Consider the following 13,841-nt stretch of genomic DNA (forward strand, 5'->3'; position numbering starts at 1 on the left):
GGAAGCCGCCGCCTCGGCCGCTCGTGACCGCCGTCGCTGCCGCCAGGTGGCTTCCGGGACCACACGTCCTCGGCGTCGCGGGGCAGAACGGCGGCATCACAACCCGGTAAGTTACCGAACAGTAACTTATCGTCGTCGTATCGGAAAGCGCATACGGGACGGCAACACCGCGCCGCCTTGACTGGCGGCATGTCCTCCAGCCCTTTGCCGTCCCCGTCCGCCACGGCCGTCACGAAGACGGGGATCACGATCTACGGCTGCGGGCCGGACGAAGCCGTGCTGTTCCGCGAGCTGGCGCCGCGCTTCGGCGTCGTGCCGACCATCACCGAGGCCGCCGTTTCGGAAGCCACCGCGGACCTGGCCGCCGGGAACCGCTGCGTCAGCATCGGCCACAAGACCACGGTGACCAACGCGACGTTGCGCGCCCTCGCCCGGGCGGGCGTGGAATACGTTTCCACCAGGAGCATCGGCTTCGACCACCTCGACGTCGACCACGCGCGAGCCGTCGGTATCACCGTCGGGAACGTCGCCTATTCGCCCGACAGCGTGGCCGACTACACCGTGATGCTCATGCTGATGGCGGTGCGCGACGCGAAACGCGTCATCCGCCGCACGGACACCCACGACTACCGGCTGAACGCGGTCCGCGGGAAGGAACTGCGCGACCTGACCGTCGGCGTGGTCGGGACCGGGCGCATCGGCCGGGCCGTCGTGCAGCGGCTGCGGGGCTTCGGCTGCCGCGTCCTGGCCTGCGACGAGCGTCCCCAGACCGCCGTCGAGTACGTCGACCTCGACGAACTGCTGCGGCTGAGCGACATCGTCACGCTCCACACCCCGCTCACCCCAGCCACCCACCACCTCCTGGACCGCCGCCGCATCGCCGGGATGAAACCGGGCGCGTTCGTCGTCAACACCGGACGCGGCCCGCTGCTCGACACGGCCGCGCTCACCGAAGCACTGGAAAGCGGCCGGCTGGGCGGCGCGGCCTTGGACGTCATCGAGGGCGAAGAAGGAATCTTCTACGCCGACTGCCGCACCAAGTCCCTCGGCCACGCAACCCTGCCGCGGCTGCAGCGGATGCCGAACGTGCTCATCAGCCCGCACACCGCGTACTACACGGACCACGCGCTGAGCGACACCGTCGAACACAGCCTCGCCAACTGCCTGCTCTTCGAAGAGGGGAAACACCATGAATAGGCTCAAAACCGGGATCGTCTTCGGCGGCGCGTCCGAAGAACACCCCGTCTCCGTCAAGTCCGCGCAAGAAGTCGCGAAGCACCTCGACACCGCGAAGTACGAACCGTTCTGGATCGGGATCACGAAAACCGGCGCCTGGCGGCTGTGCGACGGCCCGGACACGGACTGGGAAAGCACGGATTCGCGTCCCGTGGTGCTGTCGCCGGACCGCGGCACCCCCGGGCTGCTCGTCCTCGACGAGGGCAAGTACGACCTGGTCGGCCTGGACGTCGTCCTGCCGGTGCTGCACGGCAAGTTCGGTGAGGACGGCGCGATCCAGGGCCTGCTGGAACTCTCCGGCATCCCGTACGCCGGCTGCGACATCCCGAGTTCCGCGCTGTGCATGGACAAGTCGCTCGCCTACCTCGTCGCCCGCGGTGCCGGGATCGCGACGCCGGACTTCCGGATCGTCTCCCCCGGCGAAGACGCCGGCGGGCTCACCTACCCGGTCTTCGTGAAGCCCGCCCGCTCGGGCTCGTCCTTCGGGGTCAGCAAGGTGTCCCGGGAGGAAGAGCTGGCGGCCGCGCTGGCGAGCGCGGGCCAGTACGACTCGAAGGTGCTGATCGAGGAAGCCGTCGCCGGCAGCGAGGTCGGCTGCGCGATCCTGGGCAACGGCCCGGAGCTGTTCGCCGGCGAGGTGGACCACATCGCGCTGTCCCACGGCTTCTTCCGGATCCACCAGGAAAGCACGCCCGAGAGCGGCTCGGAGAACTCGACGCCGATCGTGCCCGCCGACATCCCGGCGGAGTCGCGCGCGCTCGTCCAGGAAACGGCGAAGGCGATCTACCGCGCCATGGGCTGCCGGGGGCTGGCGCGGGTGGACATGTTCCTGACGGCGGACGGCACGGTCGTCCTCAACGAGGTCAACACGTTGCCCGGCTTGACGTCCTACAGCCGGTACCCGCGGATGATGGCCGCGGCCGGGCTGCCGCTCGCCGAGGTGCTCGACCGGGCCGTCACGCTCGCGCTGACGGGCACCGCCCGGTGAACGCCGACTTCGGCTACCTCGACGAGTGGGCACCCGGCATCCGCTGGGACGCCAAGTACGCGACCTGGGACAACTTCACCGGCAAGCCGGTCGACGGGTACCTGGCGAACCGGATCGTCGGCACCCGGGCGCTGTGCACCGCCCTGGGGAACGCGCAGGAAAAGGCCGCGTCGCTCGGCTTCGGCCTGCTCGTCTGGGACGGCTACCGGCCGCAACGCGCCGTCGACCGCTTCCTGCGCTGGTCGGCCCAGCCGGACGACGGCCGGACGAAGCCGCGGCACTACCCGAACATCGACCGGCCCGGGATGGTCGAACAGGGGTACGTGGCCGCGAAATCGGGCCACAGCCGGGGCAGCACCGTCGACCTGACGCTCTACCACCTCGGCACCGGCGAGCTCGCCGCCATGGGCGGCGACCACGACCTGATGGATCCCCGCTCACACCACGGCGCGAAGGGGATCACGCCGGCCGAGACGCGGAACCGGCACCACCTGCGCGGCGTCATGGAGGACTGCGGGTTCACCGCGTACGAGCGCGAATGGTGGCACTACACGCTGAAGGACGAGCCGCACCCGGACACCTACTTCGACTTCCCCGTCGCGTGACCGGACGGCGCGGGCAGTTGCACCGTGACGCGCAGCCCGCCGCCGGCGCGGGGAGCGAGGTTGAGGATCCCGTCGTGCGCCCGGGTGATGCTGCGGACGATGGCCAGGCCGAGCCCGACGCCCGCCGGGCCAGTGCGGACGCGTTCGGCACCGCGCTGGAACGGCTCGGTGAGCGTCGCGACCAGCCGCGGGGAGAGCTGGGCGCCGGTGTTCTCGACGGTGAGCAGCACGAACCCGGCGCGGACGGCGGTTTCGATCCGCACGGTGCCGTCTTCCGGGAGGTTGTGGACGATGGCGTTGTGCAGGAGGTTCGTGGTCAGCTGCAGCAACAGGGCCGGTGACCCGCTGGCCGGCGTCACGCCCCCGGACGTCTCGACGGCGACGCCGTGCCGTTCCGCGAACGGGAGCAGGGTTTCGGCCGCCTCCTCCGCGATGAGGGACAGGTCGACCGGCTCCGGGGTGAAGGAGCCCTGCTCGGCGCGGCCGAGCAGGAGCAGCGCCTCCGTGACTTCGATCGCCCGGGCGTTGACGGCGTGGAGGCGTTCGACGAGCTCCCCGGCGTCCCGGTCCGGGTCGGTGCGGGCGACTTCGAGCATGGCCTGCGAGATCGCCAGCGGCGTGCGCAGCTCGTGCGACGCGTTGGCGGCGAACCGCCGCTGCTCGGCGACGTGCGCTTCGAGCCGGGCGAGCATGGTGTCGAAGGCGTCGGCGAGCTCGCGGAACTCGTCGTTGCGGCCCGGCAGGCGGATCCGGTGGGACAGCGAGCCGTTCGCGGACAGCCGGGTGGCCTCGGTGATCCGGCCCAGTGGCGCGAGCATCCGCCCGGCGAGGAGCCAGCCGCCGAGCAGGCCGAACACCAGCAGGAACAGCAGCACCGCGACGGCCGCCGGGCCGAAGACGGCCGGGCCGAAGTTGCGCGGGTCGAACGCGCGCAGGAAGTCCGACGGGCGCGGGATCAGGATGTGCAGGGGCGTGCCGCGCAGCAGGAACACCCAGACCGCCGTGAGCAGCAGGAACCCCGCGAGCATGAGGAACCCGGCGTAGCTGAGGGTGAGCTTGAGGCGGACGCTCAGCCCGGGTTCCCTATCCACGGTCCCCGCCGATGCGGTAGCCGACGCCGGCCACGGTGGCGATCAGCCAGGGTTCGCCGAGCCGCTTGCGCAGGGTCGAAACCGTGATGCGCACGGCGTTGGTGAACGGGTCGGCGTTCTCGTCCCAGGCCCGTTCCAAGAGCTCTTCGGCGCTGATCACCCCGCCTTCGGCGGCGACGAGCACTTCGAGCACGGCGAACTGCTTGCGGGTCAGCGCGACGTACCGGCCGTCGCGGTAGACCTCGCGGCGGAACGGGTCCAGCCGCAGCCCGGCGATCTCCCGCACCGGCGGCCGGCTGTGCCCCCGCCGGCGGTCCAGTGCCCGGATCCGCAGCACGAGCTCCCGCATCTCGAACGGCTTGGTGAGGTAGTCGTCGGCGCCGAGCTCGAACCCCGTGGCCTTGTCGTCGAGCCGGTCGGCGGCGGTCAGCATCAGGATCGGCGTCCCGCTGCCGGAGGCGACGATCCGCCGCGCGACCTCGTCGCCGGACGGCCCGGGGATGTCCCGGTCGAGCACGGCGATGTCGTAGGAGTTGACGCTCAGCAGCTCCAGCGCGGTGTCCCCGTCGCCGGCGATGTCGGCCGCGATCGCCTCCAGGCGCAGCCCGTCGCGGACGGCTTCCGCCAGGTAGGGCTCGTCTTCGACGATCAGCACACGCATGCGCCCGATGCTACGAGGCGGCGCATTTCGCGCGCATATCGAAAACCGGGTACGCCCCGGCAACACCCCGCTGCCTTCACTCGGGGCATGACCCACGACTGCGCCGTTCCCGTCCCCGTGACCGTCTTCGCCGACGTCCCGGCCGTGGCCAACCTCGGCCCCGGCCTGCTCACCGCCCTGCGCCGGGCAGCGGCCGACGCCGCGGCCGACGGCGTCGAGATCTTCGTCAACGGCGGCTGGCGGTCCCCGGAGTACCAGGCGGGGCTGCTCCGCCAAGCCGTCGCGAAGTACGGCTCGGCGGAGGCGGCCGCCCGCTGGGTGGCGACCCCCGACACGTCGGCGCACGTGTCGGGGGAAGCCGTCGACATCGGGCCCGCCGCGGCCCGGGCGTGGCTGTCCGCGCACGGCGCGCGGTACGGGCTGTGCCAGATCTACCGCAACGAACCCTGGCACTACGAGCTGCGCCCCGAGGCGATCACCGGCGGCTGCCCGCCCCTGTACGCCGACCCCTCACACGATCCGAGGCTGCGGCGCACCGGAGCGCGTCACCAGCCGACGGCGACCACCAGCCACTGCGGGTCCCCGTGAGAGACGAACGAGGACTGCCCGGCCACGTCGTCGTACGGGAAGCCGTACGCGAGGTGGTTGATGCCGTGGTCGTGCCAGAACTTCGCGTAGTAGTTCGCCGGCGCGGCCTTGTAGTAGTTCGCCGGGTCCTGCCACTGCGACTGCGGCAGCTGGGCGGTGTGCCGGTTCAGCGCCGCGCACGTGTTCGGGTTGCCGGCCAGCGAACCCGCGCAGCCGGTGATGTTCGACGTCGGCTCGTTGACGCCGACCGACTGCGCGTAGGCGGTGAAGTAGTTGGCGTACTTGCCACCCGCGCGGAAGTCGGGCGCGCTGCCCGGGGCCGGGATCCGGTACGGCGCGTTCACCGTCGCCAGCCCCTTGAACTCGGTCGGCACCTCGGCCTGGAACCGGGCGAAGGTGGCCGACCGGTCCTCCTGGAACAGCCCGTAGTCGTCGCCGACCTGGACGTCGTAGCCGTCGTGCGCGTGCAGCCGCATGGCGAGCTTCAGCGCGAACGCGTCGACCCGGGTGGTGTTGCCGTTGAACACGTCCGGGCCGACGGTGAACTCGATGAAGTCGGCGTACTGGCCGTTCGGGGTGCCGAGGGAGAAGTACATCCGGCCGGCCGAATTGGCCGGCATGTCGATGTAGGGCTGCTCGGCGATCGAATGCGTCTGGCCGCCGAAGTTCCAGTACACCTGGCTGTCCGGGTACTTGCCGTTGGTCCGGTTGAGCACCTTCACGGTGAGCACGTTGCGCGCGGCCGGGATGCTCGAGGTGTCACCCCAGAACGAGTCGGGCGGGACGCCCGCGCCGGGCTGGGTGGTGCCGCCGCCGGTGCCGTAGACCTGGAACTCCCACAGCGAGACGCCGTACGGGGTGGCCCGGGCCGTCGTGTACAGCCGGACGTACCGCCCGGCGCCGGTCACGTTCAGGGTCTGCGTGCCGCCGGTCCCGCTGGTCGTCTGGTACACAGTGGACCAGCCGGAAGCGTTGTCGGACACCTGGATCTGGAACGCCGTCGCGTAGGCGGCCTCCCAGTTCAGCACGACCCGGCTGATCGTCGCGGCGCCGCCGAGGTCCACCTGGATCCACTGTGGATCGCTGAACTGCGACGACCAGCGGGTGCCGGTGTTGCCGTCCACCGCGGCGGAAGCCGGTGTCCCGGCGTTCTCCACCGATGACGCGGTGACGGCTTTTCCCTGCGAGATCAGGGTGTCCGCCGCCTGGGCGGCGGGGGCGGCGAGGCCGAGCGCGGCGACCGCGAGGGCGGCCGCCAGCGTCGCCAAGCGGGTTCCGGGTCCGCGGCGGCGGCGCCGCGGCAGGGCGTTCGTGGGCATGGTTCCTCCCTGGCCGGGAAGTGGGGCGGACCCGCCGCCGGTCAGGGGACGGCGTCGTCCGGCTCGTCCCGTGACGCCGGGCGGATGCCCACGAGGGCCGGCGGGGACGATCGGTGAAAAGGTTCATACCACCAGCCCGGACCTGTCAACCCTTGACAGCCCGGGGTCCCGGGGCGATCCTCGGAACCGGTTCCGTATCGACCCTCTGCGTGGCGCCGCCACCCGCTCAGGGGCCGGCTCACCGGGAGTCAGCCATGCCCCTCCGCACGGGCCCCGCCGTGTCAGCCACCGTGTCAGCGCAGTGGCCGCCGGGTGTCAGCCGCCCCCGCGATCGTGGTTTCCAGCAAGGCACACCACGACCGCACAGGAGCTCACGATGCAGACCTTCGCCACCCCCGCCCCGATCGCCGCTCTCCTCGACCTCCCCGCGGGCCGCGTCCGGCTCGTCGCCGCCGACCGCGCCGACACCACGGTCGAGGTCCGGCCCGCGGACCCGGGCAAGAACCGCGACGTCAAGACGGCCGGCCGGACCACGGTCGAGTTCGCCGACGGCGTCCTGCGGGTCCGCACGCCGGCGCCGGAGAACCGGTTCTCCGGCGCCACCGGATCCGTCGAGATCACCGTCGAACTGCCCGCCGGCTCGAGCGTCGAGGCCAAGGCCGCCGCCGCCGAGCTGCACGGGACCGGCCGCCTGGGCGACGTCGCCTTCGAGGGCGCGTACCGCGAGATCAAGCTGGCCCGGGCGGCGAGCGTCCGGCTCACCGCCACCGACGGCGACGTCGAGGTCGGCCGCCTGGACGGCCCGGCGCAGATCAGCACCGCCCGCGGTGACATCCGCATCGCCGAAGCCGTCCGCGGCGAGGTGGTGCTGAGCACCCGGTCCGGCGCCATCTCGGTCGGCGCGGCCGCCGGGGTCTCGGCCTCCCTGGACGCCGGCACGTCCTACGGCCGCGTCGACAACTCGCTCAAGAACGACGGCGCCGCGGACCTGCGGATCCGCGCCACGACGTCGCAGGGGGACATCGTCGCCCGCAGCCGGTGACCGGAGGTCCACTGTGGACGGAGACGGCCCGGTGCGCCGGCACCGGGCCGTCAGGCCGCGAGGTCGGCGAGCACCGCGGCCGCCGCGCGCTGCCCCGAAACCAGCGCCCCCTGGACCGAAGGCGTGTCGCGGTGGTCGCCGCAGACGTACCGGCCGCGGCTCACGCGCACCGGGCGCCGCAGGGGAGCACCCGCACCGAACACCGGCAACGCCCGGGGCAGCGCGTACACCTTCAGCAGCTCCCAGCCGGCCGTGTCCGTCTCGTAGACGCGCGCCAAGCGCTGCCGCACCCGCGGTTCCAGACCGGGGTCGGCGCGGCCGGGCACCGACGCCGAGATCAACGCCGACCCGGGCGGCGCGTAGCCCGGCGCGACGTCACTGAGCACCGCCGTGTTGAGCAGCAGCTCGTCCAGGCCGTCGACGATCAGCGTCGGCGAGCGCAGGGGCGAGACCCCGGCGCGGTAGTAGAAGGTCGTCACCGCGTGCCAGTCCGGCGCCTCGACGCCGGGCAGCAGCCGCGCGGCCGTGTCGCCCTCGGTCGCCACCACGACCGCGCGCGCCCGCACGTCCTCCCCCGCCGTCGTGCGGACGCCGTCCGCGGTGACCTCCGCGACCTCGACGCCGGTGCGGACCGGCAGCCCGGCGGCCAGCTGCCGCGGCAGCGCCTGCATGCCCTCGGCCGGCAGCACCCCGCCGCCGCGCAGGAAGCTGCGCCAGATCAGGTGGAACAGCCGGCCCGACGTCGCCAGCGCCGGGTCGAGGAACACCCCGGCGAGGAACGGCCGCAGCACCTCTTCGACCGTGGACCGCGACAGCCCCCAGCGCCGCAGCTCTTCGGCGGTGGTGCGCCCGCTGTCGCCGCGGGCCGCCGTCAGCACGTCCCGGACGGCCAGCCCCGCCATCCGCACGCTGTCGACCGGACGGCCCGCGAAGAACTCCGCCGCACCGCGCACCGCGGAGACGCCGTGCCACGGCCCGGCGAGCCAGCGGCGCCCGGAACCCGTCATCGCGACCGTGCCGCGCGTGAACGGCCGCGGCCGCAGCGCGCCGACGTCGGCCAGCCGCCGCACCGCCGGGTACGCGGGCAGCAGCACCTGGAACCCGCGGTCGAGGCGGAACCCGTCGACGACGTCGGTGCGCACCCGGCCGCCGACGTCGTCACCCGCCTCCAGCACGGTGACCTCGGCCCCGGCCCGGCTCAGCCGCGCCGCCGCGCTCAGCCCCGCCAGCCCGCCACCCACGACGACGACGTCCATGCCGTGCTCCCTTCGTCCTCCGCAGCATGCCCGCGTGGCCGGTGACCAACCACTCGGCCACCGGATCTGGCACGATCGGGCGGTGACCGGCACGCGGCGGAGACGAGCGCTCGCGCTGGCGGGCGCCCTGCTGCTGGCGCTCACCGCGTGCAGCTCCGGGTTCAGCGGCTTGAAGCTGCGGATCGCCGCGGGCAACTCCGGCGGCGTCTACGACAAGCTCGCCCAGACCCTCGCCACGGCGTGGGCCGCCGGCCTGGACATCGACCGGCCCGCCGTGCTGCAGACCCAGGGCTCGCCCGACAACCTCGACCGGGTGCTCGCCGGGACCGCCGACGTCGCGTTCGTCGCCGCGGACGTCGCCGCCGACCGGTACAAGCGCGACCCGCGGCTGGCCACCCTCGCCCGCATCCACGACGACTACCTGCACATCGTCGTGCGCACCGACTCCGACATCCGGACCGTCGAGCAGCTGCGCGGCCGCCGGATCGCGACCGGCGCGCCGTCTTCGGGCGTCGAGTACATCGCCAGCCGGCTGCTGGAGGCGACCGGGCTCGCCGGCTCGGTCACCACGAGCGCGCGCGGCCTGGACGACTCCGTGAGCGCCCTGCTCGGCGGCCAGATCGACGCGTTCTTCTGGTCCGGCGGCCTGCCGACGCCCGGCCTGGCCAAGTACAACGACAAGCAGTCGCTGCGCCTGCTCGACATCGCCGACGTGATGCCGAAGATGCAGGAGCTCAACCAGGTCTACGGCACCGCGTCCATCCCGGCCAGCACCTACAACCAGACGGGCCCGGTGACCACGCTGCTGGTGCCGAACTTCCTGGTGGTGCCGAAGTCGATGAGCGACGACGTCGCCGAGGCGCTGGTCCGCGGCCTGTTCGACGCCCGCCAGCAGCTCGCCGTGGCCAACCCGGCGGCGTTGTCGATCGACGTCCACCCGGGCATCGAGACCCAGCCGATCCCGCTGCACCCGGGCGCGCTGCGCTACTACCGGGCGGTCAAGACCTAGGCGGCCGGGAACGTCATCGTGATCCGCAGGCCGCCGCCTTCGGGCAGGTCCAGGGCCAGCTTGCCGTCGGAGTGCGCGGTCAGCTCGCTGACGATCGCCAGGCCCAGGCCCGAACCCGGCACGTTCTGGTGGGCCGGGCTGCGCCAGAACCGGTCCAGCGCGCGCTCGAGCTCCTCCGGCGGCAGCCCCGGGCCGTGGTCACGCACGGACAGGCTGACTTCGTCGCCTTCGCGCTCGACCGCGACCCGGATGTCCGTCCCGGCCGCGGTGAACTTCAGCGCGTTGTCCAGCAGCGCGTCCAGGATCGTCTCGGCACCGCGCGGCGGCATCCGGACCCGCGCGCCGTCGCCTGCGGCGGCCACGACCAGCCGCACGTCCCGGGCCTCGCCGACCACCGACCAGTCGGCGACGCGCTCGGCCACCACCTCGTCCAGCACCACGGGGTCCAGCTCGCCGCCGGAGGCCTCGGCGCGGGCCATCGAGAGCAGGCCGTCGAGGATCTGGTGCAGCCGCCCGGCGTCGATCCGCGCGGCCTCCAGGTCGGCGGCGGACTGCTCGTCCACGACGTGGCCTTCGAGGTTCCCGAGCCGGATCTTCAGCGCGGTCAGCGGGTTGCGCAGCTGGTGGGAGGCGTCCGCGACGAACGCGCGTTGCGCGGCCAGCGCGCCGGACACGCTCTCGGCCATCCGGTCGAACGACCGCCCGAGCTGCCGCAGCTCCGGCGGCCCGCCGCCCTCCCCCACCGGCTCCGCCTCCCGGCCGCTGACCACGGACGCCACCAGCGCCCCGGTCGCGTCGTCGAGCCGCTTCACCGGCCGCAGGATCCACCGGACGACCGGGATCGCCACGGCCAGCGCCAGCACGAAGGCGAGGATCCCGCCCGCGGCGAGCAGCAGCCACCACCACAGCACTTCGGCGCGCTCGGTCCCGGTGTCGGACACGGTGAGCACCGCGCCGCGCACCTCGCCGTCGGCGAGCACCGGCTCGGCGAGCACCAGCGGCGTCGAATCCCACGGCATCAGCACACCGGAGGGCTGCGACCGGCGGCCGGCCAGCGCTTCGTGGACGGGGTCGCTGATCCGCTCGGCCTTGAGGTCGATCCGCGCGGCCGCCGGGCCGAGCGAGGTGACGACCGGCTTGCCGTCCTGGTCGACGACGATCACCTGGACGCCGTACACCTCCGTGTAGCGGCGCACGTCGGGCTCGAGCAGGTACGGCTTGTTGTCCAGCAGCGGCCGCTGCGCCAGCGAAGCGAACCGGGCCGTGTCGGTCAGCCGGTCGAGGAACAGGTCCTGCCGCGCGCCGGCCGCGATGGACGTGGCGAGGGGGATGCCCAGGCCGAACACCAGGAGCGCGACCAGGGTCAGCACGATGCCCTGCAGCCGGACCCGCACGGCGTCAGCTCCGGGCGGTCTGGCCGCCGAGCCGGTAGCCGACCCCGCGGACCGTCTCGATCAGGGCCGGGCGGCCCAGCTTCGTCCGCAGCGTCGCGACGTGGACGTCCAGCGAACGGCTCTCCGCGGGGCCGCGGTGGCCCCACACCTCGGTGAGCACGTGCTCGCGCGAGCACACCGCGCCGCGCGCGCCCGCCACCAGCGCGAGCACCTGGAACTCCTTGCGGGACAACGCGATCGCGCGCCCGTCGACGAGCACCTCGTGCCGCGACAGGTCGACGCTGACGTCCCCGACCTCGATCACGACCGGCTCGCTGACCGCGTGCTCGCCGCGGCGGCGGCGCACGGCCTCGACCCGGGCGAGCAGCTCCTCGACGTCGTAGGGCTTGACCAGGTAGTCGTCGGCGCCCGCACGCAGGCCCGCGATCCGGTCGTCGACCTCGCCGCGCGCCGAGACGACGATGATCGCGACGTCACTGACCGCGCGGATCTGGCGGCACAGCGTCACCCCGTCGATGTCCGGCAGGCCCAGGTCGAGCAGGATGACGTCGACCTCGTGGACGCGTTCGAGCACGCCGGCGCCGGTGGCGAGCCGGGCGATCGCCAGCCCGCGCCGGGTCAGCGCCGGGATGAGGGCGCCCGCGACCCGGTCGTCGTCCTCCACCAGCAGCACCCGCACCCCGTCCGCCTCCCATGGTGACCTGCCTCACCGGCCGGTAGCGCCGAACTCTAGGACGTCCCGTCACGGGACGCTCGAGCCACCCGGCCGGTGACTGTGGGTTACCCTGACGCCGATACTCCCAAATGGGACATCGATACGCAGTTGAAACCCTAAGTATTGCTCAACTCGGCTTGCCAGCCGGTGCAGCAACGGTAGGTTCTCGCCATCGCGTGGTGACCCACGCCGCATTCGAACGACCCTGGAGGCCAGATGACCGCGGAGGTGGCGGCGCCGATGATCAAGGCGTCCGCCGTGAACAAGTACTTCGGCGACCTGCACGTGCTCAGGGAGATCACGCTCGAGGTGCCCCGCGGCCAGGTCGTGGTGGTGTTGGGTCCGTCGGGCTCGGGGAAGTCGACCCTGTGCCGGGCGATCAACCGCCTCGAGCCGATCAACTCGGGCGAGATCGCCGTCGACGGCGTCCCGCTGCCCGCGGAGGGCAAGGCCCTGGCGGCCCTGCGCGCCGACGTCGGCATGGTGTTCCAGTCGTTCAACCTGTTCGCGCACAAGACCATCGTCGAGAACGTGATGCTGGCGCCGACGAAGGTCCGCAAGGCCTCGAAGGACGAGGCCCGCAAGACGGCGATGGAGCTGCTGGAGCGCGTCGGCATCGCCAACCAGGCCGACAAGTACCCGGCCCAGCTTTCGGGTGGCCAGCAGCAGCGCGTCGCGATCGCGCGGGCCCTGGCCATGCGGCCCAAGGTCATGCTGTTCGACGAGCCGACCTCGGCGCTGGACCCGGAGATGGTCCAGGAGGTCCTGGACGTGATGACCGGCCTGGCCAAGGACGGCATGACGATGCTGGTCGTCACCCACGAGATGGGCTTCGCCCGCCGGGCAGCCGATCGGGTGATCTTCATGGCCGACGGCGAGATCGTCGAGGACACGACGCCGGAAGAGTTCTTCACCGCGCCCAAGAGCGAGCGCGCGAAGGACTTCCTCGGCAAGATCCTGACCCACTGAGCACTTTCCCCGGCCACGCGGCCGGGCGAGATTCGGAAGGAACCTGAGAGACGATGCGGTTGAACCGAGTTCTGCAGGTCGGCGCGGTCGTGATGGCCGCCGGGCTGGCCCTGACGGCCTGCGGCGGCGGGTCCGGCAGCGGCGCGAGCGGCGACAAGAACCTGGTCCAGCGGGCCAAGGACAACAAGAAGCTGACGATCGGCATCAAGTTCGACCAGCCGGGCCTCGGCCTGAAGAAGCCGGACGGCACCTACGCCGGCTTCGACGTCGACGTCGCGAAGTACATCGCGAAGCAGCTCGGCGTCGACGAGTCGGGGATCACCTGGAAGGAAGCGCAGTCCGCGCAGCGCGAAGACCTGATCAAGAAGGGTGAGGTCGACTTCATCGTCGCCACCTACTCGATCACCGACAAGCGCAAGAACGACGTCTCCTTCGGCGGCCCGTACTTCATCGCGCACCAGGACCTGCTCGTGCGCCAGGACAACACCGACATCACCGGCCCCGAGTCGCTGACCGGCAACAAGAAGCTCTGCTCGGTCAAGGGCTCGACCCCGGCGCAGAACGTGAAGACGAAGTACGCCAAGGAGGTGCAGCTGCAGGAGGTGGGCAAGTACACCGACTGCGTGACCGCGCTCCTCAACGGCACGGTGGACGCGATGACCACCGACGACGTCATCCTCGCCGGCTACGCGGCGCAGCAGCCCGGCAAGCTGAAGCTGGTCGGCAAGGGCTTCACCGACGAGAACTACGGCGTCGGCCTGAAGAAGGACGACGCGGACGGCAAGGCCGCGATCAACAAGGCCATCCAGCAGATGGAGCAGGACGGCTCCTGGGAGAAGTCGCTGCAGACGAACGTCGGCCCGTCGGGCTACAAGATCCCGGCCGCGCCCGCGATCGCTCCCTGATATCCGGTTTGTGAAGTCGAACGGTGCGCCGTGACCGCGGCGCACCGTTCCCATACCGAGGCC

At 72.1% G+C, this 13,841-nt stretch carries 14 protein-coding genes; 8 read left to right on the top strand and 6 right to left on the bottom strand.

Going from position 1 to position 13,841, the window contains the following annotated elements:
* Positions 1–189: 189 nt before the first annotated feature.
* Genes ACYVLJ_RS14960 through vanX form a run of 3 tightly spaced genes read left to right on the top strand, consistent with a single transcriptional unit; the run spans position 190 to position 2,829 of the window.
* Positions 190–1,197: a D-isomer specific 2-hydroxyacid dehydrogenase family protein gene (locus ACYVLJ_RS14960; protein WP_460439028.1), complete on the top strand. Its 1,008-nt coding sequence runs from the start codon at positions 190–192 to the stop codon at positions 1,195–1,197.
* Positions 1,190–2,224: a D-alanine--D-alanine ligase family protein gene (gene vanA, locus ACYVLJ_RS14965; protein WP_460439029.1), complete on the top strand. Its 1,035-nt coding sequence runs from the start codon at positions 1,190–1,192 to the stop codon at positions 2,222–2,224. Before ACYVLJ_RS14960 ends, vanA begins: the two co-directional genes overlap by 8 nt.
* Positions 2,221–2,829: a D-Ala-D-Ala dipeptidase VanX gene (vanX, locus tag ACYVLJ_RS14970; RefSeq protein WP_451973876.1), complete on the top strand. Its 609-nt coding sequence runs from the start codon at positions 2,221–2,223 to the stop codon at positions 2,827–2,829. The genes vanA and vanX overlap by 4 nt, the downstream gene beginning before the upstream one ends.
* Here the strand turns inward: vanX and ACYVLJ_RS14975 are convergent.
* Together ACYVLJ_RS14975 and ACYVLJ_RS14980 are read right to left on the bottom strand one after the other, a co-directional pair.
* Positions 2,805–3,920, bottom strand: coding sequence for a sensor histidine kinase (locus ACYVLJ_RS14975; protein ID WP_460439030.1), 1,116 nt, complete (start codon positions 3,918–3,920; stop codon positions 2,805–2,807). The genes vanX and ACYVLJ_RS14975 overlap by 25 nt on opposite strands.
* Positions 3,913–4,581 (bottom strand): response regulator transcription factor, encoded by a 669-nt coding sequence (locus ACYVLJ_RS14980; RefSeq protein ID WP_460439031.1) that lies wholly within the window; start codon positions 4,579–4,581, stop codon positions 3,913–3,915. The genes ACYVLJ_RS14975 and ACYVLJ_RS14980 overlap by 8 nt, the downstream gene beginning before the upstream one ends.
* 87 nt (positions 4,582–4,668) lie before the next feature.
* Here ACYVLJ_RS14980 and ACYVLJ_RS14985 point away from each other — a divergent pair, with 87 nt between their 5' ends.
* Positions 4,669–5,169, top strand: a complete 501-nt coding sequence (locus tag ACYVLJ_RS14985; protein ID WP_460439032.1) for a M15 family metallopeptidase — start codon at positions 4,669–4,671, stop codon at positions 5,167–5,169.
* On the opposite strand, the gene ACYVLJ_RS14990 is transcribed toward ACYVLJ_RS14985, so the two are convergent.
* Positions 5,127–6,488 (bottom strand): beta-1,3-glucanase family protein, encoded by a 1,362-nt coding sequence (locus ACYVLJ_RS14990; protein ID WP_460439033.1) that lies wholly within the window; start codon positions 6,486–6,488, stop codon positions 5,127–5,129. The genes ACYVLJ_RS14985 and ACYVLJ_RS14990 overlap by 43 nt on opposite strands.
* 376 nt (positions 6,489–6,864) lie before the next feature.
* On the opposite strand from ACYVLJ_RS14990, the gene ACYVLJ_RS14995 reads away from it, so the two are divergent.
* Positions 6,865–7,530 carry a DUF4097 family beta strand repeat-containing protein gene (locus ACYVLJ_RS14995; RefSeq protein ID WP_460439034.1) on the top strand — a complete coding sequence of 222 codons (666 nt, stop codon included), beginning with the start codon at positions 6,865–6,867 and terminating at the stop codon, positions 7,528–7,530.
* 50 nt (positions 7,531–7,580) lie between these two features.
* Here the strand turns inward: ACYVLJ_RS14995 and ACYVLJ_RS15000 are convergent, their stop codons facing one another.
* Positions 7,581–8,786, bottom strand: a complete 1,206-nt coding sequence (locus ACYVLJ_RS15000; RefSeq protein WP_460439035.1) for an NAD(P)/FAD-dependent oxidoreductase — start codon at positions 8,784–8,786, stop codon at positions 7,581–7,583.
* 82 nt (positions 8,787–8,868) lie between these two features.
* On the opposite strand from ACYVLJ_RS15000, the gene ACYVLJ_RS15005 reads away from it, so the two are divergent.
* Positions 8,869–9,795 (top strand): TAXI family TRAP transporter solute-binding subunit, encoded by a 927-nt coding sequence (locus tag ACYVLJ_RS15005; RefSeq protein WP_451973890.1) that lies wholly within the window; start codon positions 8,869–8,871, stop codon positions 9,793–9,795.
* On the opposite strand, the gene ACYVLJ_RS15010 is transcribed toward ACYVLJ_RS15005, so the two are convergent.
* Together ACYVLJ_RS15010 and ACYVLJ_RS15015 are read right to left on the bottom strand one after the other, a co-directional pair.
* A complete protein-coding gene (locus tag ACYVLJ_RS15010; protein ID WP_451973892.1) occupies positions 9,792–11,189 on the bottom strand; it encodes a sensor histidine kinase in 1,398 nt (465 codons plus the stop codon). The genes ACYVLJ_RS15005 and ACYVLJ_RS15010 overlap by 4 nt on opposite strands.
* Before the next feature lie 4 nt (positions 11,190–11,193).
* Complete coding sequence (locus ACYVLJ_RS15015; RefSeq protein WP_451973894.1) at positions 11,194–11,868, bottom strand: response regulator transcription factor; 675 nt, start codon at positions 11,866–11,868, stop codon at positions 11,194–11,196.
* Positions 11,869–12,144: 276 nt separating this feature from the next.
* Between ACYVLJ_RS15015 and ACYVLJ_RS15020 the strand changes: the two genes are divergently transcribed.
* Complete coding sequence (locus ACYVLJ_RS15020; RefSeq protein WP_284741287.1) at positions 12,145–12,873, top strand: amino acid ABC transporter ATP-binding protein; 729 nt, start codon at positions 12,145–12,147, stop codon at positions 12,871–12,873.
* A 53-nt stretch (positions 12,874–12,926) separates the two neighbouring features.
* Entirely contained in the window at positions 12,927–13,778 is an 852-nt protein-coding gene (locus tag ACYVLJ_RS15025; RefSeq protein ID WP_451973896.1) for a glutamate ABC transporter substrate-binding protein, read from the top strand.
* The last annotated feature ends 63 nt before the right edge of the window (positions 13,779–13,841 follow it).

The organism is Amycolatopsis stemonae (assembly GCF_054781455.1).

Bases quoted from the DNA above. Each gene is read 5' to 3' on its own strand.
- ACYVLJ_RS14980 (WP_460439031.1), bottom strand. From the start codon at position 4,581: ATGCGTGTGCTGATCGTCGAAGACGAGCCCTACCTGGCGGAAGCCGTC.
- vanA (WP_460439029.1), top strand. From the start codon at position 1,190: ATGAATAGGCTCAAAACCGGGATCGTCTTCGGCGGCGCGTCCGAAGAA.
- ACYVLJ_RS14985 (WP_460439032.1), top strand. From the start codon at position 4,669: ATGACCCACGACTGCGCCGTTCCCGTCCCCGTGACCGTCTTCGCCGAC.
- ACYVLJ_RS14990 (WP_460439033.1), bottom strand. From the start codon at position 6,488: ATGCCCACGAACGCCCTGCCGCGGCGCCGCCGCCGCGGACCCGGAACC.
- ACYVLJ_RS14960 (WP_460439028.1), top strand. From the start codon at position 190: ATGTCCTCCAGCCCTTTGCCGTCCCCGTCCGCCACGGCCGTCACGAAG.
- ACYVLJ_RS15020 (WP_284741287.1), top strand. From the start codon at position 12,145: ATGATCAAGGCGTCCGCCGTGAACAAGTACTTCGGCGACCTGCACGTG.
- ACYVLJ_RS15000 (WP_460439035.1), bottom strand. From the start codon at position 8,786: ATGGACGTCGTCGTCGTGGGTGGCGGGCTGGCGGGGCTGAGCGCGGCG.
- ACYVLJ_RS15025 (WP_451973896.1), top strand. From the start codon at position 12,927: ATGCGGTTGAACCGAGTTCTGCAGGTCGGCGCGGTCGTGATGGCCGCC.
- ACYVLJ_RS14995 (WP_460439034.1), top strand. From the start codon at position 6,865: ATGCAGACCTTCGCCACCCCCGCCCCGATCGCCGCTCTCCTCGACCTC.